This is a genomic window from Caballeronia sp. LZ029, from assembly GCF_031451275.1.
In the GTDB taxonomy this organism is placed as follows: domain Bacteria; phylum Pseudomonadota; class Gammaproteobacteria; order Burkholderiales; family Burkholderiaceae; genus Caballeronia; species Caballeronia jiangsuensis.
In genome coordinates, this window is record NZ_JARUXO010000004.1 from 664,563 (window position 1) to 687,756 (window position 23,194).

The window sequence follows — 23,194 nt, forward strand, 5'->3', positions numbered from 1 at the left end:
GGCTTCGATGTCGCAAGGTCGGCGAGCGCAGGCGCCGAGCGCGCATATTTTACGACACGAAAGGTTAAAAATTACAAACTGCATACGTTTTTTGGCGCGCGGCTGTGTAGTGCGCCATCGAAATGAACTGTGCCGTATCGACGAAGGTCTTTCCATGTTCACGCGCAACTGACAAGGGGCGATACGCCATGCCGAAAGAATCGAACGAAGCGAATCAATCGAACGAAGCGAATCCCGCCAACCCGGCGAGCGCGACATGCGCCGGCAAGCATCCCGCGCCGCCATGCACGCTCGTGATTTTCGGAGCCGGCGGCGATCTCACCAAGCGGCTCCTGATGCCGTCGCTCTACAACCTGTCCGCCGACAAGCTGCTCGACGACGGCATGGAGATCATCGGCGTGAACCACGGCGAACGCGAGACGTCCGATTGGCGCGACGAGCTCACGCAGTCGCTGCGCGGTTTCGCCGCCGACAAGGCCGCCACCTTTCACACGTCGCAGTTGAACGAAGAGGCATGGAACTGGGTCGTCGGACGACTCGAGTATTTCCCGGGCGAATTCGAGGAAGACGAGACCTTCGCGCGGCTCAAGGCGCGGCTCGCGAAGGCGAAGTCCGGCAACATCATGTTCTACCTCGCGGTGGGCGCGCGCTTTTTCCAGCCGATCATCGAGCATCTCGGCGCGGCGGGCCTGCTCGAAGAGAAGGACGGCAAATTCAGGCGGCTCGTCATCGAAAAGCCGTTCGGGACCGATCTGGCGTCCGCAAAGGCGCTCAACGCCTGCATCCTCAAATTCGCGGACGAGTCGCAGGTGTATCGGATCGACCATTTTCTCGGCAAGGACACGGTGCAGAGCATTCTCGCCGTGCGCTTTGCCAACGCGATGTTCGAGCCGATCTGGCGGCGCGAATACATCGACAACGTGCAGATCACGGCGGCGGAGACGATCGGCGTGGAAGGGCGCGGCAAGTTCTACGAGCAGACCGGCGCGTTTCGCGACATGCTGCCGAACCATCTTTTCCAGTTGCTCGGCATGGTGGCGATGGAGCCGCCCAATTCCTTCGATGCCGAATCCGTGCGCGACCGCAAAGCCGAAGTCTTCGATGCGATCCGCCCGCTCACAGCGAACGATGTCGTGCTCGGTCAATATGAAGCCGGACCGGCCGGGCCGGGTTACAAGGAAGAGCCGGGCGTCGCGAAGGACAGCCGCACCGAAACCTACGCGGCGGCGCGCGTGTATGTCGAGAACTGGCGCTGGGCGGGCGTGCCGTTCTATCTGCGCACCGGCAAGCGGCTGACCGAGCGGCGCACGGAGATCTCAGTGCAGTTGAAAGCCGTGCCGTTTCTGCTGTTTCGCGATACGCCCGTCGATGCACTCACGCCGAACGTGTTCACGCTGCGCATCGATCCGGCGCACGGCACGACGTTCGACTTCAACGTGAAGGTGCCGGGACCGGTGATGCAGATCGGCAAGGTGCGATCGGCCTTCAACTACGCGGACTTTTTCGCGGAGCGGGCCAACGTCGGCTACGAGACGCTGCTCTACGACTGCATGCTCGGCGACGCCACGCTCTTCCAGCGCGCGGACAGCATCGAGACGGCGTGGGCGGCGGTGGATCGCGTGCTGCATCCGGACAGCCCGCTCGCCGTGCACGGCTACGCGGCGGGCAGCGCGGGACCGGAGCAGTCGGATCAATTGCTGGCGCAGGACGGCCGCACATGGCGTGCGCTGACCGATACGCGCAAGAAAGACTGACCTCATCAACAATCATAAGGACAACGAGCGTGAGCACAGAATCAAGAGCCAAACAGAAAACGCATGTCTCGGCGGACAAACTCGCGATCAAGGCCGAACGGATTCTCGCGATCGATATCGGCGGGACCGGGTTGAAGGCGGCCATCATCTCAGAGGACGGCGAGATGAAGAGCGACCGCGTGCGCGTGGCGACGCCGCATCCGGCGAAGCCCGATGTGGTCGTGGAGACGCTCATCGAACTCATCAAACCGATCGTCGCGGAGCCGCCGACGCATATCTCCATCGGCTTTCCGGGCGTCGTGCGCGAGAACGTCGTGTTGACCGCGCCGAATCTCGGCACGCCCGCGTGGCGCGGCGTCCCGCTCGCGCAACTGATTTCCGAGCGCCTGGGCGGTATGCCCGCGCGCATGATCAACGATGCCGAAATGCAGGGACTCGCGGCGATCGAAGGGCGCGGCATCGAAATGGTGTTGACGCTCGGCACCGGCGCGGGCACCGCGCTCTTTCGCGACGGCGAATTGATGCCGCATCTCGAACTCGCGCATCATCCGGTCGCGAAGGACAAGACCTACGACGAATACATCGGCAACGCGGCGCGCGAGAAGGCGGGCAAGAAACGCTGGAGCCGGCGCGTGGAGAAGATCATCGGCATTCTCGCGACGCTCGTGAACTACGACAAGCTCTGGATCGGCGGCGGCAACGCGGCGCACATCAAGTTCAAGCTGCCGGATAACGTGGCGATCGTGTCGAACGCGGCGGGCATCGAAGGCGGCGCGCGGCTGTGGCATCCGCGCTCGGTGCGCGAGACGCGGCAGTTGCCGCACTTCAATCAGCGGGAAGGGGCGCACTGATGAACGCTCAAGGCAAGTACGGCCTGCACAGCGCGACCGGCGACGGCGCTGCGGCCTTCGAAGCGCTCGCCCGCGCGGAACTCGTCGTCACCGATTGCGACGGCACGCTGCTCTACACCGACAAGGCGCTCGGTCAGCCCGCGAAGGACGCCGTGCGCCGCCTGCGCGAAGCCGGCGTGCGCTTCACGGTGGCCAGCAGCAGGCCGGGCAAGGGCATGCGGCATATCGTGGAGGCGCTTTCGGTCGATATGCCTTATGCGTCGTACAACGGCGGCAGTCTCGTCAGGCCGGGCACGTGGGAGGTGCTGTCGTCGCATAAATTGCCGCGCGATGTCGTGCAGACCACGCTCGAAGCGCTCGCCGCAGCGAACGTGGACGCGTGGGTGTTCATCGACGATGCGTGGTATCTGACGAATCCCGAAGGCACCTACGTGCCGCTCGAAACGCGCACGGTCGGCTATGAGGGCGTGCGCGTGACGCGCTTCGACGATGTCGATCTCGACGCGGTCGACAAGATCGTCGGCTCGACTGCCGATACGGCGCTGCTCGCGCGCGTGGAAAGCGATTTGCAGCGGCAACTGGAAGGCCGCGGTCATGCGGCGCGCTCGCAGACCTACTATCTCGACGTCACGAGCCTCGCGGCGAACAAGGGCACCGCGGTGCGCGAACTCGCGCAAATCGCGGGCGTGCCGCTGGAACGCGTGGCCGTGCTCGGCGACATGGGCAACGATGCGGCGATGTTCGAGATCGCGGGTGTATCGATCGCGATGGGGCAGGCATCCGACACCGTGCAGCGTCAGGCGAGCCTGGTGTCGAAGAGCAACGACAAGGACGGCTTCGCGATCGGCATCGACGCGCTGCTGGCGGCGCGCGGTGCGGCTTGAGGTGTTGCGGGGAAGGGGGCATCGACGCGTCGCGCAGCCTTGAACGGCCAGGCGCGGGGCATGCGGCCGCGTCGAAGTACAGGTGATCCGCGGGTTGGTTCAGAAGCGTGCGCTGCGGATCAGGCTCACGCTGGATGAATCAGATGAGGCGGTCAGGCATCAACGACGGCGCATCGGGGCACGCGGACCGCCGCCGCTGGCGCGCTCGTCCTTGTGACGGAAGTTGATGCGTCCCTTCGTCAGGTCGTACACCGACAGTTCCAGCGTCACGCGGTCGCCGGCCAGAATACGGATGTGGTTCTTGCGCATGCGGCCCGAGGCGTACGCGCCCACGACAACGCCGTTATCCAGCGTTACGCGATAGCGGCTGTCGGGAAGCACTTCGTCAACGATGCCGTCGAGTTCGATGAGTTCTTCTTTCGCCATATGGGGCTCCTGTGATGATTAGTAATGGGTGCATCTGCGAATCCTACGCCGATGAAGCGTCGAGCGCCGCTGCCCGCAGGCTGCGTCGCTACGAAACGTGAGATTCGATGCAAAGCGTGGCCTGGCACGTCCGGCACGATCAAACGTGCGATCGGAGCGCGCCGCGTCTCTATTTCAGGCTCGTTGTGAGCTTGACGGCATAGGCCGGACGACAGGGCGAACCGCGGAGGCGGCGCGCCGTGGCCGGCATGACCGGGACGGCGACATCGGCGAACAGCATGGCCGACGTGCGGTTGATACGAAAAGCGGTGAAAATGCGACGTGCGTTCACGTCATATGCGGTCGATGGGCCTGTTTGCAAGCCCACTCCGCATTCTCGCGCAAATCGCTTGATTAGACAATGAATTTCGCCTGAAGGTTCCTGAAAGACGCTTTCTCGCTACAGCCAGCCGGCCTTCTTGAAGCGCCAGTAAAGCACGAGATCGACGATCAGCATAACCGCGAGACAGGTCGGATAGCCGTAGATCCAGTCGAGCTCCGGAATCGATTTGAAGTTCATGCCGTAGATGCCGGCGATCATTGTCGGCACCGCGAAGAGGGCCGCGAAGGAGCCGAGGCGCTTGGTCACTTCGCTTTCCGCGAGCGCGATCAGGCCGAGATTCACCTGAATCGCCGTGACGATCATTTCACGCCGCCCTTCGATCGTCTTCACGATGCGCAGCAGGTGGTCGTACACGTCGCGGAAGTATTCCTGCATGCCCGAACACACGCCCGGCGAGCGCCCGCCATACAGTTTGCTGACGGCTTCGAGCAGCGGCGCCGTGTGATGCTGAAGGATCGTCATGCGCCGCTTCAGCGAATAAAGATCCTCGATGATCTCGCGCGATTCCACCGAGCCTTTCTGTTCGAAGATGCGCTCTTCCACTTCGTCGACTTCGGCGCCGAGCGTTTCCAGCACGGGAAAGTATCGATCGACGACGGCATCGAGCAGCGCGTACATCACGAAGGCCGGCCCGTGCTTGAGCAGATGCGGCTCGCGCTCGCAGCGCTTGCGCACTTCCTGAAAGCCTTGCGTCGTGCGATTGCGCACCGAGAGCACATAGTTTCTGCCGACGAACACGTTCATCTCGCCGACGAGCACCTCGCCTTCTTCATCGAACTCGACGGTATGGAAGACCGCGAACAGCGAGTCGCCGTATTCCTCGATCTTCGGCCGCTGATGACCATGCTGCGCATCTTCGACCGCCAGTTCATGCAGACCGAACTGGTGTGTCATATGCGCGAGTTCGCCGGGACCGGGCTCCTTCAATGCAACCCAAATGAAAGAGTCGGGCATATCGCGATAGGCGTTGATATCGTCGATATTGACGTCCGCGAGTTTCCGGCCGTTCTGATAAGCCGCGCAATTGACCAGCATGGGGCGCCCTTTATAGTTATTTCGATGTCACCGGCCACGCGTCGATGGGCGCTCGAAGTCGCGTGATGATTCGCGTGGGGCGCGAGCGCGTGGCCTCCATCCATCGAATCTTAGCTGGACATGCGCACTGTTGCCAACGAGCGTTGATCGTGCGGCGCTCGTCGCCTGCCGTCAGTTCGTGCTGAAGTCCATGGTGTATTCGGGCGGCGCGGGCAGCGTCGGAACATGCGCGGACTGCGAATCGAACTTGGTCAGCTTGCCTTCGACGGTCGCGCCGATATCCATGCGCAACTGCTGATAGTAGATATTGCCCAGCACGCGCGCGTTGGACTGAAGTTCGACGAAATGCGCGACGGTGACATCGCCCGTCACGCAGCCGTTGATGATGACATCGTAGGCGCTCACATTGCCGCGAATCGCGCCCTGATCGCTCACGACGAGCAGCGTCTCTTCGCCGGGGCGGCCGCTCACGTTGCCCGTCACCTGGCCGTCCATGCGCAGGCCCTCGCTGAATTCGAGGTCGCCGGAGATATGAACGTTATGCGCGACGAGCGTCGCGAGCTTGGCCATCTTGACGCCGTTGGAATCCTTCTTGGATGAAAACATGTCGAGTCCTTGCGATGCGGTGAGGGGTTACACGAAGCGAGCGTGCGAAGCGTGCCGCTCAATCGGTCTTGTGCTGTTTCTTGAGGACAACGAGATCGGTCTGCAGACGCTGAATCTCGGCCGTGCCGTCCGTTACGCGCTGTTCCAGCGTCGCGCGGGTCGCCGCTTCCTGTTCGAGTGCGAGTTGCGCATGCGCGAGCTGATCGCGCAACGTCTGCTCGGAGGCGGGCGGCGCGCAGAGCGCGTCGAGCTTGTGCGCGTCCTCGTTCGAACGCTTGAGGGCGAAGCCCGCGGCAGCGAGCGCGGCAATCGCGCAGACGGCCGCGATCAAGCCCAGCCAGATGCCCGCGCCGCGCTTGGGCGTGAGCGAATAGGACTGGCGAGTCAGTTGCAGCGACAGCCGCTTCGAATCAACTTTGCGCATTCTGCTTGCGCCTGAAGAGCGCGAGATAAGGTGAGGGATTGATCTGCGCGCCGTCGACGATCACTTCGAAATGCAGATGCGGGCCCGTGGAGCGTCCGGTCGAGCCGACTTCCGCGATCTCCTGTCCGGGCATCACGTAGTCGCCGGTTTTGACGAGCACGCGCGATGCGTGTCCATAGCGCGTCATCGTGCCGTCGCCGTGGCGGATATCGACCGCGTTGCCGTAACCATTGCGCTCTCCGGCCTGCACGACGCGTCCGCCCGCGCTCGCGAGGATCGGCGTGCCGGTTGGCGCGACGAGATCGACGCCCGGATGAAAGCTCAGATGCCCGGTGAACGGGTCCAGACGATTGCCGTAAGGCGAGCCGCTGCGCGCGCCGGGCGCCGGTTCGCGGCCGGGAAACGCCATGTACGCGGCATAGTGCGCGAGCGTCTGCGTCTGTAGCTGCGAGACTTCGTCGTTCAGGCAATCGATGATGCGTTGCGTGCTTTTCAGGCGCTGCCGCGGCGCGCCCGTCGTCGCCTGGCCGGCATCGCAAAGACGCGGCGGCAGCGCCGGGCCGCCGGCGCCGTCGAGCGACGATGCCGGTTCCTCGCTGTCCGGCAGCGGCGGCACGTCGTGCACGCCGGACGTGCCGCCCGTGCCGTGCGCGGCCTTCAGATGCGCGTCGAACTCGTGCAACTCGTTCACTTCCGCCGACAGCCCTTCGACGCGCGGTGCGAGTTCGATCAGCGCGGCATTGATGCGGCCGAGCTCTTCGATCTCGTACGAGCGGCGCGACATCAGCGCCCGCTCTTCGCCGAGATGGCTGCGGCCGAACATCGTGCCGATGGCGATGCCGAGCGCGAGCGCGGCGATCAGCAGCGTGATCGCGCCGATGATGGCGATGGCGCGCGCCGTGCGTGCCTCGACGAAGCGGATGCGCTGGCGGGACATGGTCCGCCGTGACCAGATGACGAAAGCCATCAGCGCGCGGAGCGGCCAGTGAGGCCTGCGGAAAAAAGACTAAGGAAAATCACGGGGATGGAGTGCGCCGCGCTCTCCACGGCAAAACGATAAGACTGGGCGGCGATTATGCACGAGCCTGTGCGCGCAGGTGATGTTTCGAGAGGATATCGAAGCAAAATTACACGAATTCATCGAGTCAAATTTTGTGACGCGTGATCGGGCATCGACGGATAACACGTCTGATCCGATCTCGCTGTCACAAACCGTGATTCGATCAGGATGACTTGACATCGACCCACGCCATCTGCGTGCCGTCGCCCATCAGGAATCCGCGGTTCGCTTCGGCCGCCGCGCGCAGATAGTCCCAGACGGCCGTGATGCGCTTCAGCTTGCGCAGATCCTCGCGGCAGGACAGGAAGAAAGCGCGCGTCACGACGATCTCGTCCGGCAGCACCGGCACGAAGCGCGGATCGGCGGAGGTCATGAAGCACGGCAGGATCGCGAGCGCGCGGCCCTGCAGCGCCGCGAAATATTGCGCGATCGCGCTCGTGCTGCGCCAGCGCGACACCGCGCCCGGCACCGCGCGTTCGAGATACAGCAGTTCGTAACTGAACGCGAGATCGTCGATATAGCTCGCGAAGCGATGATGTCGCAGATCGTCGCTCGTGCGGATCGGCTCGTGCGCGTCCAGATACTCGGCGGTCGCGTAGAGCTTGAGCCGGTATTCGCAGAGCTTCGTGTAGACATACTGGCCCTGCTCGGGACGCTCGAGCGTCACGGCGATATCCGCCTCGCGCTTAGACAGGCTCACGAAATGCGGCACCGGCAACAGGTCGATGGAAATGTTCGGATGCGCGTCCTGAAAGCGCGCGAGCTGCGGCGCGAGAAAAAAGCAGCCGAAACCTTCCGTCGAACCGACGCGCACATGTCCCGACAGCGCGTGGCCCGTATTGGCGATCTGCTCGGTGGCGGACTGCACCGTCGTCTCGATCGAATCGACGAAGCCGAGCAGCCGCTGGCCCTCGGCGGTCAGAATGAATCCGCCGCTGCGCGACTTGTCGAACAGGAGGGTGCCGAGCGCGTCTTCGAGCGCGCGCACGCGCCGCGCGACCGTCGTGTAATCGACGCCCAGGCGCTTGGCCGCGCCGCTCGCGCGCTGCGTGCGGGCGACTTCGAGGAAGAAGCGCAGATCGTCCCAGTTGAGGCGGGCGAGGTCGAACTTGGCGGTTTGCATGGCGTTTTTTTGCATATCGATCGGGTGTTTTTATGGTGCCATGATGGACTTTTGCATAACTATACTCAAGGAAACGACCGTGCAGCAGTGCAGGCCGATTTCTTATAAACGGAGACGACATGCCATTCCCTTCGGCGCCGCACCGGCGTCCCGTCCGCGCGTCTTCGCCGCTCATCCCAACCCCCGCGTTTGCAATTTTCCAGACAAGGAGTGACTCGTGAATATCGCTGCTGAACATCCGGCGCAGAATACGTCCGTCCGTACGGCCAAGCTGCTGATCGACGGCCAGTTCGTCGATTCGAAGACGACCGAGTGGCGCGACATCGTCAATCCCGCGACACAGGAGGTGGTCGGCCGCGTGCCCTTCGCGACGATGGACGAGGTGAACGCCGCCGTTGGCGCCGCGCACAAGGCGTTTCAGACGTGGCGCACGACGCCGCTCGGCGCGCGCATGCGACTGATGCTGAAGTTCCAGGATCTCGTGCGCCAGAACCAGAAACGCATCGCGCAGACGCTCACGGCCGAGCAGGGCAAGACGCTGGCCGATGCCGAGGGCGACATCTTCCGCGGTCTCGAAGTCGTCGAACATGCGTGCTCGATCAGCACCTTGCAGCAAGGCGAATTCTCCGAGAATGTCGCGGGCGGCGTCGATACCTACACGCTGCGCCAGCCGATCGGCGTCTGCGCGGGCATCACGCCGTTCAACTTCCCCGCGATGATCCCGCTGTGGATGTTCCCGATGGCGATCGTCTGCGGCAACACCTTCGTGCTGAAGCCGTCCGAACAGGACCCGCTTTCGACGATGGAGCTCGTCGAGCTCGCGATCGAAGCAGGCGTGCCGCCGGGCGTGCTCAACGTCGTGCATGGCGGCAAGGAAGTGGTGGATGCGATCTGCACGCATCCCGACATCAGGGCGATCTCGTTCGTCGGTTCGACGGCCGTCGGCACGCATGTCTACAACCTCGGGAGCCAGCACGGCAAGCGCGTACAGTCGATGATGGGCGCGAAGAATCACGCCGTCGTGCTGCCCGACGCGAACAAGGAACAGACGCTCAACGCGCTCGCGGGCGCGGGCTTCGGCGCGGCGGGTCAGCGCTGCATGGCGACGTCGGTGGCGGTGTTCGTCGGGGCGTCGAAGGACTGGGTGCCGGAGCTTGTCGAACGCGCGAAGACGCTCAAGGTCAATGCGGGCATCGAACCGAATACGGATGTCGGCCCGGTCGTCTCGAAAACGGCGAAGGAGCGCATTCTCGGCCTGATCGGCCGTGGCGTGGAAGAGGGCGCGACGCTCGCGCTCGATGGCCGCGGTATCGATGTGAAGGGCTACGAGAGCGGCAATTTCATCGGACCGACGATCTTCACGAACGTCGATACCGACATGTCGATCTACAAGACCGAAATCTTCGGCCCGGTGCTGTGCGTGGTCGAGGCCGACACGCTCGATGACGCGATCGCGCTCGTCAATCGCAATCCGATGGGCAACGGCGTCGGTCTCTTCACGCAAAGCGGCGCGGCGGCGCGCAAGTTCCAGAGCGAGATCGATATCGGCCAGGTGGGCATCAACATTCCGATTCCGGTGCCGGTGCCGGCGTTCAGCTTCACGGGCTCGCGCGGCTCGAAACTGGGCGATCTCGGCCCGTACGGCAAGCAGGTCGTGCAGTTCTACACGCAGACCAAGACGGTCACCTCGCGCTGGTTCGACGACGCCACGGTGAACGACGGCGTCAACACGACCATCTCGCTGAGATAAGAAAAGGAGACAGCGATGAAAATAGGCTTTATCGGCCTCGGGCACATGGGTGGCCCGATGGCCGCCAATCTCCTGAAAGCGGGACACGCGGTGACGGCATTCGATCTCGTGCCCGAGGCGCTGGACGCGGCGAAGGCGGCGGGCGCGACCCTGGCCGCATCGCCGCGCGCGGCTGCCGAAGGCGCGGAAGTCGTCATCACGATGCTTCCCGCAGCGCAGCACGTGAAGTCGGTCTATCTCGGCGATGACGGCGTGCTCGCGGGCGTCGCGAAAGGCGTGCCGCTCGTCGACAGCAGCACGATCGATCCGGCCACCGCGAAGCTTATCGGCGAGGCGGCGGCGAAGCAGGGCAATCCGTTCGCGGATGCGCCCGTTTCCGGCGGCGTCGTCGGTGCGCAGGCGGGCACGCTGACCTTCATGGTCGGCGCCGACGAAGCGCTCTTCGAAACGCTGCGCCCCGTGCTGTCCGGCATGGGCAAGAACATGGTGCGCTGCGGCGAAACGGGCACCGGTCAGATCGCCAAGATTTGCAATAACTTGCTGCTAGGGATTTCCATGATCGGCGTCGCGGAAGCGATGAAGCTGGGCGAAACGCTCGGCATCGATCCGACGAAACTGGCGAGCATCGTCAATACATCGACCGGGCGTTGCTGGAGTTCGGATACGTGTAATCCCTATCCGGGAATCGTCGAAACTGCGCCCGCCTCGCGCGGATATTCGGGCGGCTTCGGCGCGGACCTGATGTTGAAAGATCTGGGCCTTGCCGTCGATGCGGCGCGTAGCGCAAAGCAGCCGGTTTTCATGGGCGCGCTGGCACAACAGTTGTATCAGTCGATGAGCCAGCAGGGACTCGGCGGACTCGATTTTTCAGGGATTATCAAGCTATACGGCAAGCAACAAAACGGCCAATAAGCGATCAAACGAAATATGAGTTCGGCGCGCACGCGCGTGCCGGATTCAAGGGTATAAATAACAACGTTGTTCAGTTGCACTGCACAATGCATCGTGTAATCCCTTACTGGGTGTGATCATCGGGAATACGATGATTCGCTTTCCCGAAAATTGTCCTATTCTGAAAGCACGACGCCCGTCTGCCGTTCGGTCAGAACGCTCCGGTTGCGCCACGGTGCAGGTAGAACGCCCGTCATTTTCGGGCAATCAGATGAGGAGTACGCGATGCAAGTAACACGTCACTTAAATATGGAACTGCGGCACGCCACGGTGCCGACTTATGTAGCCAGCTATTTCTTTCCGTTGCTGCTATTGGCATACGAAGCCTGGCGAGTGGGTTCTTGGGTCGCAGTGAACGGCTTCAACTTCATGAACTTCAACTCGATGGGTTATGAGTTCGCGTTGATGATTGCCGTGTTCTGTATGCAGGTCATCGTGGAAATCGCGTTCCTCGCGGGCGCCGTTCTGACGAAGCACAAGGATGTCGGCCACCGGCTGGCGAATTTGTCGCTGGGTCTGTTCTGTTCGCTAGTGGTGCTGGGTTTCGATCTTGCACTGCAATATGGTCTGAGCGGAAGCTGATCGCTGACGGCTCTCTTGCATGATTAGAAAGACGAAACGCCGGCTCTTAACAGCCGGCGTTTTGTTTTGGCGCTTAACAACCTGCCGCGCTTGGTAAATTCGGCGGTGCCTCCGAACGCTCTTCATAACATTTTCTGTCGGCATCCTTCAGCGCGCTGCGCAGGCCTTCTTCCACCACCGGATGATAGAAAGGCAGCTTGAGCGTTTCATCGAGCGTCAACTCGAGTTGCAGCGCCCACGCGAGCAGATGCCCCAGATGCTCCATCGCCGGACCGCAGCCTTGCGCGCCGCGAAGCTTGCCGGTTTTCGCGTCGGCGTAGACGTGCAGCAGGCCGCGGTTTTGCCGCATCACGCGGCTTCTGCCCTGATTCTCGAACGATACCTCGCCGGTCACCGTCATCTGCTTGTCGAGTTCCTCGTACGACGCGCCGACCATTACCGCTTGCGGCTCGCTGAACACGATCGAGAAGGGCACCTTGCGCTTGACCGCCTGCACGTCCGGGAAGTGCGCGGCGTTGTCGCCGGCGAGCTTGACTTCGTCGGCGGCGTCGTGAAGCCAGGGGCGCGTGCCGTCGCAATCGCCCGCGATGAAGATGGAGCTCGTGCCGCATTGCATCGTGCTTTCGTCGAACAGCGGCACGCCTTTTTCGTTCAATTCGATGCCCGCGTTTTCGAGCGCGAGCGGCGCGAGATTCGGTCTGCGGCCCGTCGCTGCGAGCACAAGATCGACACGTTCGACGTGGCTCGCGCCATCCGGCGACGTGAAGCGCAGCGTGGGCACGCCGTCTTCGAGCGACATCTTTTCGAACTTCGCGTCGGGATCGAAATAGAATTCGTCGGCGAGCGCGGCCGCGAGCACATCGCGCACGGGTTTGTCGGTGAGCCCTGCCACGCGGCCGCCCTTGCCGAACATGAGGATTTCGATATCGAGACGCGCGAGCGCCTGTCCCAGCTCCAGCGCGATCGGTCCCGCGCCGAACACGGCGATGCGTTTGGGCAGCGTGCGCAGCTCGAAAAGATCGTCGCTCGTGATGAGCTTGTCGCCGAACACCCTCAGTTCGTCGGGCACGCTCGGCGCCGCGCCCGTCGCGATCACGACGCTCTTCGCCTCCACGCGCGTGTGATCCCCGACGACCAGCTGCGTCGGCGCTTCGAAGCGCGCCTCACCGCGCAGCACGATGTCGCCGGGCAGCGTGTCGATTTCTTCGAGCACGCCCTTGACGAAGTGATCGCGCTCGCGCCGCACGTAGTCGAGCACATGCGCGTAGTCCGCTTCCAGCGCGTGCGTGCCTTCGATGCCGCGCGCGGCCAGCGAACGCGCATCGTGCAAGCCATTCGCCGCCGCGAGCAGCAGCTTCGACGGCATGCAGCCGACGCGCGCGCAGGTCGTGCCGAACTCGCCGCCCTCGATCAGCACCGCGTTCGCGCCCGCGAGCCGCGCCGCGCGCAACGCGGCCATGCCCGCGGTGCCTGCGCCGATCACGGCGACGTCAACCTTGATTTCGTTCATTCCGTCCCCGTGTTTTTGTCGATGCGATATCAGCCGTTATCCGCGAATCCCGGATAGAGGGTCATGCCGCCATCGACGAAAAGCGTTGTGCCGACGACGTAATCGCTATCGTCTGACGCGAGCCACACCGCCGCACGGCCTATATCCTCCACTTCGCCGACGCGCCCATAGGGAATCAGCGTCAGGAGCTTGTCGAGCTTCTCCTGCGTATCCCATGCGTCCTTGTTAATCGGCGTGCGGATCGCGCCGGGCGCGATGCCGTTCACGCGAATACGCTGCGGCGCGACTTCCTGCGCGATTGTTTTCATCATCATCTGGATGCCGCCTTTAGACGCCGCGTAATTCACGTGTCCCGCCCACGGAATGACCTCGTGAACCGAACTCATGCAGATGATCTTGCCGAGCGCCTTCGACACGTCGCGCATCCCGCGCCGCTCGAAGATGCGCACGGCGCGCTGCGCGGTCAGGAACTGGCCGGTGAGATTCGTTTCGATGACCGTGTTCCAGTCCGCGAGCGTGAGCGCGGAAAACTTCGCGTCCTTCTGTAGCCCGGAATTTGCGACCACGATATCGATGGTGCCGAAGCGCTTCACGACGGCATCGAACATCGCGTCGATCTGGGCTTCGTCGGACACATCCGCGCCGACGGCGAATGCTTCGCCGCCTTTCGCGGTGATCGCGGCGGCGAGTTCTTCGGCCGGTTCCGCGTGCGAGTGATAGTTGATGGCGACGCGCGCGCCGGCATCGGCGAGCGCGGTGGCGACGCCCGTACCGATGCCCGAACTCGCGCCCGTCACGAGCGCGATCTGGCCTGCCAGAGGTTTGTGCATGTGCAGTTCCGTGATGGTCAGTCGTTCCTCGGCAGTAAGGCGCGCGCCCACGGAAGGAAGGCGTCAGCGGCTCGTCAATTCCTCATACACGTCGGCGTATTTCAGCGCGGCCGCTTCCCAACTGAAGCTCTGGCCCATCGCGCGCTTGACGACGGCCTTCCAGTCCGTGCGCCGCGCCTTCAGTGCGAACGCGCGCCGGATCGCGCCGACGATGCCCGCGCGATCGAAGGTATCGAAGACGAAGCCGGTCGCGAGGTCGTCGGCGAGATTTTCGAGCGAACTGTCGACGACGGTGTCGGCAAGCCCGCCAACGCGATGCACGAGCGGCAGCGAGCCGTAGGCGAGCGCGTAGAGCTGCGTGAGGCCGCACGGCTCGAAGCGCGACGGCACCATCACCACATCGCTGCCCGCGATGATCGAATGCGACAGCGTCTCGTCGAACCCCAGCTCGATCGCGACCGCGCCCGGATGCGCCGCCGCCGCGTTCTTCATGCCGGTTTCGAGCGCCGGATCGCCCGTGCCGAGCACGGCGAGCTGGCCGCCGCGCTGCACGATATCGGGCACGGCCGAGAGCAGCAGATCGAGCCCTTTCTGCTCGGTGAGCCGGCTGACGACGCCGAACAGCAGGGCGTCGTCGTCCCGCGCGAGTCCCATGCGTTCCTGCAGCGCCGCCTTGCACTTCGATTTCGCCGATGGCTTCGACGCGGTGTACTTCGCCGCGATGGATTCATCGACGGACGGGCTCCAGATCGAATAATCGACGCCGTTCAGGATGCCGGTGATGTCGTAGGTGCGGGTCTGCAGCAGGCCGTGCAGCCCGGCGCCGTGCGTCTGCGTCTGAATTTCGCGTGCGTAGGTCGGGCTTACCGTCGTGATGCGGTCCGCGTAGTAGAGTCCCGCCTTCAGGAACGAGACGTGGCCGTAGAACTCCACGCCGTCCACTGCGTAAAAGTCGGCGGGCAACTGCAGCGCCCCGAATTCCGACGCGGCGAACGTGCCCTGATACGCGAGGTTGTGCACGGTCATCACGCTCGCGACCCTGGCCGCGCCGTCGCGCTCGAATGCGCGCAGATACGCGGGCGCGAGCCCCGCGTGCCAGTCGTGCGCGTGGACGATATGCGGCTTCCACGCCGGATCGGCGCCCGTCGCGATGCGCGCCGCCGCCCAGCCGAGCAGCGCGAAGCGGCGGTCGTTGTCGGCGTATGAGCGATGCGCGGCGTCGAGATACGGATTGCCCGGGCGATCGTAGAACTGATCCGCGCGCACGACGTACACCGTCACGCCGTGCGGCTGCAGCACGCCACGTTCGAGCCGCACGTTGCCCGCGCCGAACGCGGCGCCCAGATCGGCGACCGGCTGAAGGTCGTCGAGGCCCGCGAGCACGGCGGGAAAGCCCGGCAGCACGACGCGCGCATCCGTGCCCAGTTGCGACTGCGCGGGCGGCAGCGCGCCGACTACATCGGCGAGGCCGCCGGTTTTCAACAGCGGAAACATTTCTGCTGCGGCATGCAGCACGCATACGGTCATCGGCGCTCCCGTCGAATGGATTCGTGTTGTCGTGGTCGTCCGGCGCGCCGGCGCCTAGCTTTGCGGCAGCCGCGCCAGCGCATCGCGCGTGATGAGCGTGACGCCCGACTCCGTGCGGAAGAAACGCGCGGCGTCGTCGTCCGGGTCCTCGCCGACCACGAGACCTTCGGGCACCGTGCAACCGCGATCGATCACGACGCGCTGCAATCTGCAACTCGGCCCGATGGTCACCTGAGGCAACAAGACTGCCTCATTGATGTTACAGAACGAGTGCACCCGCACCGCCGACGAAAACACCGACTTCGACACCTGCGATCCCGATATCACGCAGCCGCCGCACACGAGCAGATTCGTAATCGCGCCTTGCTGGCCGTTCAGGTCGCGCACGAACTTGCCGGGCGGCAACTGTTCCTGATTGGTCCAGATCGGCCAGTTGCGGTCGTAGAGATCGAGTTCGGGAATGGTCGAGGCGAGATCGAGGTTCGCCGACCAGTACGCGTCCACCGTGCCGACATCGCGCCAGTAGGCGGGCGCTTCGGGATCGGTGCTCGACGTGACGCACGACATGCCGAACGGATGCGCGATCGCCTTGCCGGTCGTGACGACACGCGGAATGATGTCCTTGCCGAAGTCGTGATCCGTGTTCGACGTCTCGATGTTCTCCTGCAGCATGTCGTAGAGATATTTCGCGCTGAACACGTAGATGCCCATGCTCGCGAGCGCGATATCCGGCTTGCCCGGCATGGCGGGCGGATCGGCGGGCTTTTCGAGGAAGTCCGTGACGCGTCGGTTCTCGTCGACGTGCATCACGCCGAACGCGACGGCGTCCATGCGTGGCACCTCGATGCAGCCGACCGTGCAGTCCGCGCCGCTCTCCACATGGTCGAGCACCATGCGCGTGTAATCCATCTTGTAGATGTGATCGCCCGCCAGCACGATGACGAATTCCGGCCCGATCGAACGGACGATGTCGAGGTTCTGATAGACGGCGTCGGCCGTGCCGCGATACCAGCTCGAATCGACGCGCTGCTGCGCCGGCCAGATATCGATGAACTCGTTGAACTCGCCGCGCAGGAAACCCCAGCCGCGCTGGAGGTGCCGGATGAGCGAATGGGCCTTGTATTGCGTGACGACGGCGATGCGGCGGATGCCGGAATTGAGGCAGTTGGACAGCGCGAAATCGACGATGCGGTACTTGCCGCCGAAGTGGACGGCTGGCTTCACGCGCTTGTCGGTGAGCGGGCCGAGGCGGGTGCCGCGCCCGCCGGCGAGAACGATTGCGAGGGTCGACTTTTGCAAATCGGTGCGATTCTTAGACAGCGTCTCCATGCCAGCCTCCTGATTTGACCTGCGACTATTGATGTCTTGCCGTGTGTTCGTCCTCGTGTGCTTTCGCTGTTGCGTCGATGGAGCATTATCCGGCGCGCATTGAACTCCGTGTGCTGAAGTCGCTCGTTTTTTTCGCGTTGATGCACTGCGGAGGCAATCGGATCAGTAGAGCAAGCGGCGTGCCGAACGCAGCACGGGCGTGCTGCGCGGCGTCTTCGAACGATGATGGTGTTGCAGCCGCGCGACCTTTTGGCCTTCTGATCGATCGGATCGCTTGATAAAACGCGTGTTGGCGATTTATATCGAACGGGCCATGCCGCAGTGCGTCGAGGCACGGCACAATACGAAGATCGAGTCGCCTTAGCACGCCCGCAGACGGCGTCCACGGGCGTTCTTCGTTAAGTTGCTCTTGCGCTGCGCCGCACGACCACCGGCGCGACAAACGTTTCACCAGTCCGGACACGATCAATCGGGAAAGCAGAACATGAACAACGTCCTGAGCATTCAATCGCATGTGGTGTTCGGCCACGCGGGAAACAGCGCTGCGGTTTTCCCGATGCGGCGTCTGGGCGTCAACGTCTGGCCGCTCAACACCGTGCAGTTCTCCAATCACACGCAGTATGGCCGCTGGACCGGCAGCGCATTCGACGCCGACGAGCTTCAGAACGTGATCGAAGGCATCGGCGCGATCGGCGTGCTCGCGCGCTGCAATGCGGTGCTGTCCGGCTATCTCGGCGCGCCTGAGCAGGCTCGCGCGGTGGTCGAAATCGTGAAGATGGTGAAGGCCGTGAACCCGCGCGCGCTCTATTTCTGCGATCCGGTCATGGGGCAGACGGGCGGCTGCACGGTCGCGCCGGGCATCGAGGATTTCCTCGTCACGACGATGCCCGAAATCGCCGATGCGATCATCCCCAATCACGTCGAGCTGGAAAAGCTCGTCGGACGCCCCATCGAAACGGTGGAGGAAGCGGTGGACGCGTGCCGCGACGTGATCGCGCGCGGCCCGCGCATCGTGATGGTGAAGCATCTGCTCGATCGCAACAGCCGCGCCGACACCTTCAACATGCTCGCCGTGTCGCCGTCCGAAGCGTGGTTCGCGCAGCGCCCGCTCTATCCGTTCGCGCGGCAGCCGGTGGGCGTCGGCGATCTGACGAGCGCGGTGTTCGTCGCGCGCACCCTGCAGGGCGATTCGCTGCGCACGGCGCTGGAGCACACGCTCGCGGCGGTGAACGCCGTCGTCAAGGCGACTTACGATGCAGGGCGCTACGAGCTGGAAATCGTCGCGTCGCAGGACGAGATCGCGAAGCCGACCGACCGTTTTCCCGCGATCCGCGTAACCGGCACTGAGCGAGCCAGGGGCCGCTAGGTCGCCTTGTCGTTCGCTTCCATCAGGCCGAAACGCCACGACAGACGCCGCGTCGCGGCGAGAAGGGCGCGTGCGAGCGGACCGTCCGCAGCGCTGTCGAAGCCGCCCGACGAGCCGATCAGCGCAATCACGAGACACACGCTCCCGGTGTGATCGAAAACCGGCGCGGCCAGTGCATGAATGCCGGGCACCGGCGCGCCGTGCGCCGTGTCGAGGCCGCGTTCCCGGATGCCGTCGAGCCGCGCGCGATACGCGGCGTCCAGTCCCGCATCCGCCGCCGAACCCGCCAGGCGGATGTGATCCTGTTCCATCAACGATGCAAGCATGTCCGCGGGCAGATGCGCGGCGTAGACCCGCCCGATCGCCGTGTTGACGAGCGACATCGCCGTGCCGACTCTCAAGCTGACATGCTGTGGCCGCGCCGATTCTTCCAGCCGGATCACGGTCGGGCCGAGCGGGCCGAGCGCGGCGGCGGCGACCGTCATCGACGTGCTCGCGGCGAGCGCGACGATTTCGCTTTCCGCGTCGCGGATCGGCGAAAGGCGTTGCAGCGCGATGAGCCCGAGCTCGCGGCTCAGGCGGCCCGCGTGGAAGAGCCCGGCGTCGTCGCGCGCGAGCAGGCCGACCTTCACCAGACTCACCAGATGTGCGAACGCTTTCGCGGGCGGCATGCCGGCCGCGGCCGCAAGATCGCGCAGCGTGAGCGGCTGGCCCACTGCAACCAGTGCGCGCAACAGATCGCCGGTGGCGTCGAGTGCGTTGATGCCGCGCTGCGGCTTGATGTCTTCGTCGAATGTCGTCATGAAAGCAATCCGGTGATATCGCGAGCCGCGTCTTTCAATGCGCGCGCCAGCGGGCCGTCCCAATCGACATCGCACAGACCGGTCGGGCCGATCGCCGTCAGCGCGAGTTGCATCCTCTGCGCGCCGTCGAATACCGGCACGCTCATACTGCTGACGCCCGGACTCGGCTTATCGACGCCGCGTTCGATGCCGCGCGTCCGGATTTCGCCGATGCGCGCGCTCATTTCAGGCGCATCGGCTTCGGCCTGATGCGCGAGCATCGCGGCGACGCGGGCGTCATCGTCGAAAGCGCGGAAGACGCGTCCGGTCGCCGTCGCGGACAGCGACATCACCGTGCCGACGTGCAAATTGACATGCAGCGGATAGCCGCCGCGCTCGTAGCGCACGATGGTCGGCCCTTGCGGCCCGGCGACGCTGACCGCGACGCTCATGCCGGTCGCGAGCGCCAGCGCCGGAACACGCGACGCGGCCGCGCGATACGCCGGCTGATGTTCCAGATTCAATAGGCCGAGACGCAGCGAAAGCGGACCCGGCTCGTAGTTGCCGGTGAGCGCGTCGCGCTTGACGAGCCCGAGACGCGTGAGACTCACGAGATAGGTGTGCGCCTGCGCGGTCGAGAGCCCGGCGGCATCGGCCAGCGCGCTCAACGCGAGCGGCTCGCGCCGTGCGGCGAGCGCATCGAGCAGACGCGCGCCGACTTCGACGCTCTGAATGCCGCGCTGTTTTTTTTCTTCGCCGGCTTCGGCGTCAGGCGTGGCAGGAGTGGGACGAACCAAGAGCGCTCCGCGATCGATAAAAGTGAACGAATGGCAAATGTTAGCCGAGCAGGAATCATCCAATGAAGCGATTCAGTATTTACCCGTAATTTGCAAATAGCAAGCGTACTTGCTGTTGACAAAGATCATTGCCAGGACGATCATCCATTCATCCCCACGAGAATGGAATCGAGACACGATCATGGCAAAAGCATTCGCATCGCAGGCCGATCTGGAAGAGAAGAAGGTCACTTTCACGCAGCTTTCCGAGAACGCGTACGCGTACACGGCCGAGGGCGACCCGAACTCGGGCGTGATCATCGGTGACGACGGCGTTCTGATCGTCGATACGACCGCCACGCCGGCAATGGCGCAGGATCTCATCGCGAGAATCCGCAGCGTCACCGACAAGCCGATCAAATACGTCGTGCTGTCGCATTACCACGCGGTGCGCGTGCTGGGCGCGTCGGCGTATTTCGCGGAAGGCGCAGAGCAGGTCATCGCGAGCCGCGGCACGTATGAAATGATCGTCGAGCGCGGCGAGCAGGACATGAAGTCGGAGATCGAGCGCTTTCCGCGTCTGTTCGCCGGCGTCGAGACGGTGCCCGGCCTCACGTGGCCGACGCTCGTCTTCGAGAAGGAAATCACGCTGTTCCTCGGCAAGCTCGAAGTGAAGATCGCCCATCTCGGCTCGGGCCATACGAAGGGCGACACGGTCGTCTGGCTGCCGTCGCAGAAGGTGCTCTTTTCGGGCGATCTGGTCGAGTACGACGCCGCCTGTTATTGCGGCGATGCGCAACTCGAAGAATGGCCCACGACGCTCGAAGCGCTGCGCGCGCTGAAGGCGGACAAGCTCGTGCCGGGCCGCGGTCCTGCGCTGCTGTCGCCGGCGGAAGTCGACAAGGGTCTCGACTACACGAAGGATTTCGTCACGACGCTGCTGCAGGCGGGCCGCGATGCCGTCGCCGACAAGCTCGATCTGAAGGGCTCGATGGCGCTCACCCGCCGCGCGATGGACCCGAAGTTCGGCCACGTTTTCATCTACGAACACTGCCTGCCGTTCGACGTGTCGCGCGCCTATGACGAGGCGAGCGGCATCAAGCATCCGCGTATCTGGACCGCCCAGCGCGACAAGGATATGTGGGCCGCTTTGCAGGACTGACGCTCATCTCTCGCGGCGCGTACTGAAACGCGCCGCTCTTCCTTCTCTTCAGGCAAAAAGGCGCGCTCAAGACGCCGGCCTTCTCACGCCCATCTGGAGCGAGACATGTCGAAGTCGATCAGCACGGCGGACCTCAGCCCGAGTTCCGTCGCGGAAATACACGCCCTGTCGGACGATGCGCTGTTTCGCAAGATCGCGTGGCGCATCATCCCGTTTTTGTTTCTGTGCTACGTGGTGTCGTTTCTGGACCGTATCAATATCGGCTTCGCGCAGTTGCAGATGAAGCACGATCTCGGTTTCTCCGATGCGATGTACGGCCTCGGCGCCGCCGTGTTCTACGTCGGCTATGTGCTCTTCGAAGTGCCGAGCAACCTGCTGCTCGCGAAGTTCGGCGCACGCCGCACCTTCACGCGGATCATGCTCCTGTGGGGCGCGGCATCGGTCGGCATGATGTTCGTCGCGACGCCCGGGCATTTCTATCTGCTGCGCTTTTTCCTCGGCGTGTTCGAGGCGGGCTTCTTTCCGGGCATCGTGCTGTATCTGACGTACTGGTTTCCGGCGAAGCGGCGCGCCGGGGTGATGTCGGTATTCTTCGCGGGCGTCGCGGTGGCGGGCGTGTTCGGCGGACTGGTGTCCGGCTGGATCATGCGCGACATGGCGGGCGTGATGGGCCTGCACGGCTGGCAATGGATGTTCGCGATCGAGGGCGCGCCCGCGGTGCTGCTCGGCCTCGTCGCGTTGCGGATTCTGGTGGACACGCCGCGCGATGCGCACTGGCTCACGCAGGGAGAACAGGAGCGCCTGGCCGCGCTGTGCCCGCAAACGACCGCCAGCGCCGATGCGCACGACCGCCGCGGCCTGCTCGACGCGTTGCGCAACCCGCGCCTCTATCTGTTCGCGTTCATCTATTTTTCGCTGACGTGCGCATCGCTGACGCTGAGCTTCTGGATGCCGCTGATGATCCGCGATTTCGGCATCACCGATGTGTTGTCCGTCAGCCTCTACACCGTCGTGCCGAACGCGATCGGCGCGGTGGGACTGATTCTGATCGCGCGCCATTCGGATCGCGTCGCCGAGCGGCGCAAGCATTTCGCGTGCTGCACGATCGGCGGCGGCATCGCGCTCGCGGCCCTCACGCTGCACTTTCCGAGCTTCCCGCTGATGCTCGCGATTCTTTCGCTCGCCGCGACCCTGATCTTCGCCGCGCTGCCGATTTTCTGGGCCGTGCCCGCGAGCCATCTGCCGGGCAAGAGCGCGGCGGCGGGCATCGCGGTCATCAGCAGTATCGGGATCACGAGCGGCATCGTGAGTCCGTGGGTGATCGGCCAGATCCGCACCGTGACGGGCAGCATGGATCTCGCCGTGCACCTGCTTTCGATGTTGCTCTTCGCGAGCGGCGCCGCGCTGCTGTTCGGGCTGCGCGGCGAACGGTCCTCACCGCGAAGCGCTTACTGAGGCACGGCGGCGGCGGCCATCGCCTTGAAGTTTTCGGGCGTGGCGAAAGCGAGATATTCGGCCTGCATCTCGGGCGTGAGGAATTCGAGCATCGTCGAGTTTTCGATCCAGAACTCGATTACGTGGAAGAAGTTGTCGCCGCGCGTGCAGCGCACCGCGCGCCAGCCTTCGCGCTCGCCGATCGCGATGACGTCTTCCGCGCTCAGCTTCGTCGCGATCGCCATGTGGAACGCGCTGTACTGCGGACGCTTCAAAGTATTCGCGCCGTAGCTGACGCTTTCCTCGTGGCCGCCGCCCGGCGTGATAACCTGGTCGCTCGGATAGACCTCGATGATGCTGCCGCGATCGTCGCCCGCGACCGCCATCCACGCATCGGGAAACGGCGAGAAGGGCGCGGCGAAGCCGTCCCACAGTTCGGCAAGCACATGCGCGACGTGCTTCGGATCGTTGGCGGGAATGGATGCGTGGAAGATCATCGCGGTGGACTCCGATGAAGGTGGGCAGGACTGCGCGGCGATGCTTTCATGTCGCGCGCTGTGATGTCAATTCGCAGTGCTACGGTGTGCCGGGATTCTTCCAGAGTCTATTGTTATGAGTGTTTTCAAACGCGTCAGGACTCAGCGTTTATC

General features: G+C 63.9%; 22 protein-coding genes. 9 read left to right on the forward strand and 13 right to left on the reverse strand.

The genetic code is table 11. The features are described 5' to 3' along the window. The first annotated feature begins 188 nt into the window (after window positions 1-188). The 3 genes from zwf to QCE73_RS29040 are packed head-to-tail and all read left to right on the forward strand — an operon-like array spanning window position 189 to window position 3,489. Window positions 189-1,754 (forward strand): glucose-6-phosphate dehydrogenase, encoded by a 1,566-nt coding sequence (gene zwf, locus QCE73_RS29030; RefSeq protein WP_309884635.1) that lies wholly within the window; start codon window positions 189-191, stop codon window positions 1,752-1,754. A gap of 29 nt (window positions 1,755-1,783) precedes the next feature. Next, window positions 1,784-2,605, forward strand: coding sequence for an ROK family protein (locus QCE73_RS29035; RefSeq protein ID WP_371882232.1), 822 nt, complete (start codon window positions 1,784-1,786; stop codon window positions 2,603-2,605). Then, on the forward strand, window positions 2,605-3,489 hold the full coding sequence (locus QCE73_RS29040; RefSeq protein WP_309884637.1) for an HAD family hydrolase: 885 nt from the start codon (window positions 2,605-2,607) through the stop codon (window positions 3,487-3,489). The genes QCE73_RS29035 and QCE73_RS29040 overlap by 1 nt, the downstream gene beginning before the upstream one ends. A 159-nt stretch (window positions 3,490-3,648) precedes the next feature. Here QCE73_RS29040 and infA read toward each other — a convergent pair whose 3' ends face one another. From infA to QCE73_RS29070, 6 genes are all read right to left on the reverse strand, one after another. Next, a complete protein-coding gene (infA, locus tag QCE73_RS29045; RefSeq protein ID WP_035507474.1) occupies window positions 3,649-3,915 on the reverse strand; it encodes a translation initiation factor IF-1 in 267 nt (88 codons plus the stop codon). 439 nt (window positions 3,916-4,354) lie between these two features. Continuing rightward, on the reverse strand, window positions 4,355-5,332 hold the full coding sequence (gene corA, locus QCE73_RS29050) for a magnesium/cobalt transporter CorA (protein ID WP_035507469.1): 978 nt from the start codon (window positions 5,330-5,332) through the stop codon (window positions 4,355-4,357). Window positions 5,333-5,503: 171 nt separating this feature from the next. Next, a complete protein-coding gene (locus tag QCE73_RS29055) occupies window positions 5,504-5,938 on the reverse strand; it encodes a polymer-forming cytoskeletal protein (RefSeq protein WP_035507467.1) in 435 nt (144 codons plus the stop codon). Window positions 5,939-5,996: 58 nt separating this feature from the next. Next, window positions 5,997-6,362, reverse strand: a complete 366-nt coding sequence (locus QCE73_RS29060; protein ID WP_309884639.1) for a hypothetical protein — start codon at window positions 6,360-6,362, stop codon at window positions 5,997-5,999. Further along, entirely contained in the window at window positions 6,349-7,299 is a 951-nt protein-coding gene (locus QCE73_RS29065; RefSeq protein ID WP_081818292.1) for a M23 family metallopeptidase, read from the reverse strand. Before QCE73_RS29065 ends, QCE73_RS29060 begins: the two co-directional genes overlap by 14 nt. 286 nt (window positions 7,300-7,585) lie before the next feature. After that, window positions 7,586-8,560 carry a LysR family transcriptional regulator gene (locus QCE73_RS29070; RefSeq protein WP_404989822.1) on the reverse strand — a complete coding sequence of 325 codons (975 nt, stop codon included), beginning with the start codon at window positions 8,558-8,560 and terminating at the stop codon, window positions 7,586-7,588. 202 nt (window positions 8,561-8,762) lie between these two features. On the opposite strand from QCE73_RS29070, the gene QCE73_RS29075 reads away from it, so the two are divergent. The 3 genes from QCE73_RS29075 to QCE73_RS29085 all read left to right on the forward strand — a co-directional run bounded on the left by QCE73_RS29075 (window position 8,763) and on the right by QCE73_RS29085 (window position 11,828). Then, window positions 8,763-10,295, forward strand: coding sequence for a CoA-acylating methylmalonate-semialdehyde dehydrogenase (locus QCE73_RS29075; RefSeq protein ID WP_309884642.1), 1,533 nt, complete (start codon window positions 8,763-8,765; stop codon window positions 10,293-10,295). A 15-nt stretch (window positions 10,296-10,310) separates the two neighbouring features. Continuing rightward, a complete protein-coding gene (gene mmsB, locus QCE73_RS29080) occupies window positions 10,311-11,207 on the forward strand; it encodes a 3-hydroxyisobutyrate dehydrogenase (protein WP_309884643.1) in 897 nt (298 codons plus the stop codon). A gap of 264 nt (window positions 11,208-11,471) precedes the next feature. Further along, the gene (locus QCE73_RS29085) at window positions 11,472-11,828 is read left to right on the forward strand and encodes a hypothetical protein (RefSeq protein ID WP_035507454.1); all 357 of its coding nucleotides are present in this window, start codon (window positions 11,472-11,474) and stop codon (window positions 11,826-11,828) included. Between the two features lie 73 nt (window positions 11,829-11,901). On the opposite strand, the gene QCE73_RS29090 is transcribed toward QCE73_RS29085, so the two are convergent. The 4 genes from QCE73_RS29090 to glgC all read right to left on the reverse strand — a co-directional run bounded on the left by QCE73_RS29090 (window position 11,902) and on the right by glgC (window position 17,024). Next, complete coding sequence (locus tag QCE73_RS29090) at window positions 11,902-13,338, reverse strand: dihydrolipoyl dehydrogenase (protein WP_309884645.1); 1,437 nt, start codon at window positions 13,336-13,338, stop codon at window positions 11,902-11,904. Window positions 13,339-13,367: 29 nt separating this feature from the next. Beyond that, complete coding sequence (locus tag QCE73_RS29095) at window positions 13,368-14,168, reverse strand: SDR family oxidoreductase (protein ID WP_309884647.1); 801 nt, start codon at window positions 14,166-14,168, stop codon at window positions 13,368-13,370. A gap of 63 nt (window positions 14,169-14,231) precedes the next feature. Beyond that, a complete protein-coding gene (glgA, locus tag QCE73_RS29100; protein ID WP_309884648.1) occupies window positions 14,232-15,695 on the reverse strand; it encodes a glycogen synthase GlgA in 1,464 nt (487 codons plus the stop codon). Window positions 15,696-15,749: 54 nt separating this feature from the next. Further along, window positions 15,750-17,024 (reverse strand): glucose-1-phosphate adenylyltransferase, encoded by a 1,275-nt coding sequence (glgC, locus tag QCE73_RS29105; RefSeq protein WP_035507443.1) that lies wholly within the window; start codon window positions 17,022-17,024, stop codon window positions 15,750-15,752. 484 nt (window positions 17,025-17,508) lie between these two features. Between glgC and pdxY the strand changes: the two genes are divergently transcribed. Continuing rightward, entirely contained in the window at window positions 17,509-18,390 is an 882-nt protein-coding gene (gene pdxY / locus QCE73_RS29110) for a pyridoxal kinase PdxY (protein WP_035507571.1), read from the forward strand. Here pdxY and QCE73_RS29115 read toward each other — a convergent pair. After that, a complete protein-coding gene (locus QCE73_RS29115; protein ID WP_309884649.1) occupies window positions 18,387-19,193 on the reverse strand; it encodes an IclR family transcriptional regulator in 807 nt (268 codons plus the stop codon). The two genes, pdxY and QCE73_RS29115, sit on opposite strands and share 4 nt — an antisense overlap. Continuing rightward, entirely contained in the window at window positions 19,190-19,969 is a 780-nt protein-coding gene (locus QCE73_RS29120) for a helix-turn-helix domain-containing protein (protein WP_309884651.1), read from the reverse strand. Before QCE73_RS29120 ends, QCE73_RS29115 begins: the two co-directional genes overlap by 4 nt. Before the next feature lie 181 nt (window positions 19,970-20,150). Between QCE73_RS29120 and QCE73_RS29125 the strand changes: the two genes are divergently transcribed. Both QCE73_RS29125 and QCE73_RS29130 read left to right on the forward strand, forming a co-directional pair. Continuing rightward, window positions 20,151-21,110 (forward strand): MBL fold metallo-hydrolase, encoded by a 960-nt coding sequence (locus QCE73_RS29125; protein ID WP_035507432.1) that lies wholly within the window; start codon window positions 20,151-20,153, stop codon window positions 21,108-21,110. 105 nt (window positions 21,111-21,215) lie between these two features. Beyond that, entirely contained in the window at window positions 21,216-22,565 is a 1,350-nt protein-coding gene (locus QCE73_RS29130; RefSeq protein WP_309884652.1) for an MFS transporter, read from the forward strand. Here QCE73_RS29130 and QCE73_RS29135 read toward each other — a convergent pair. Further along, window positions 22,559-23,041: a hypothetical protein gene (locus QCE73_RS29135; protein ID WP_309884653.1), complete on the reverse strand. Its 483-nt coding sequence runs from the start codon at window positions 23,039-23,041 to the stop codon at window positions 22,559-22,561. The genes QCE73_RS29130 and QCE73_RS29135 overlap by 7 nt on opposite strands. Window positions 23,042-23,194: the final 153 nt, after the last annotated feature.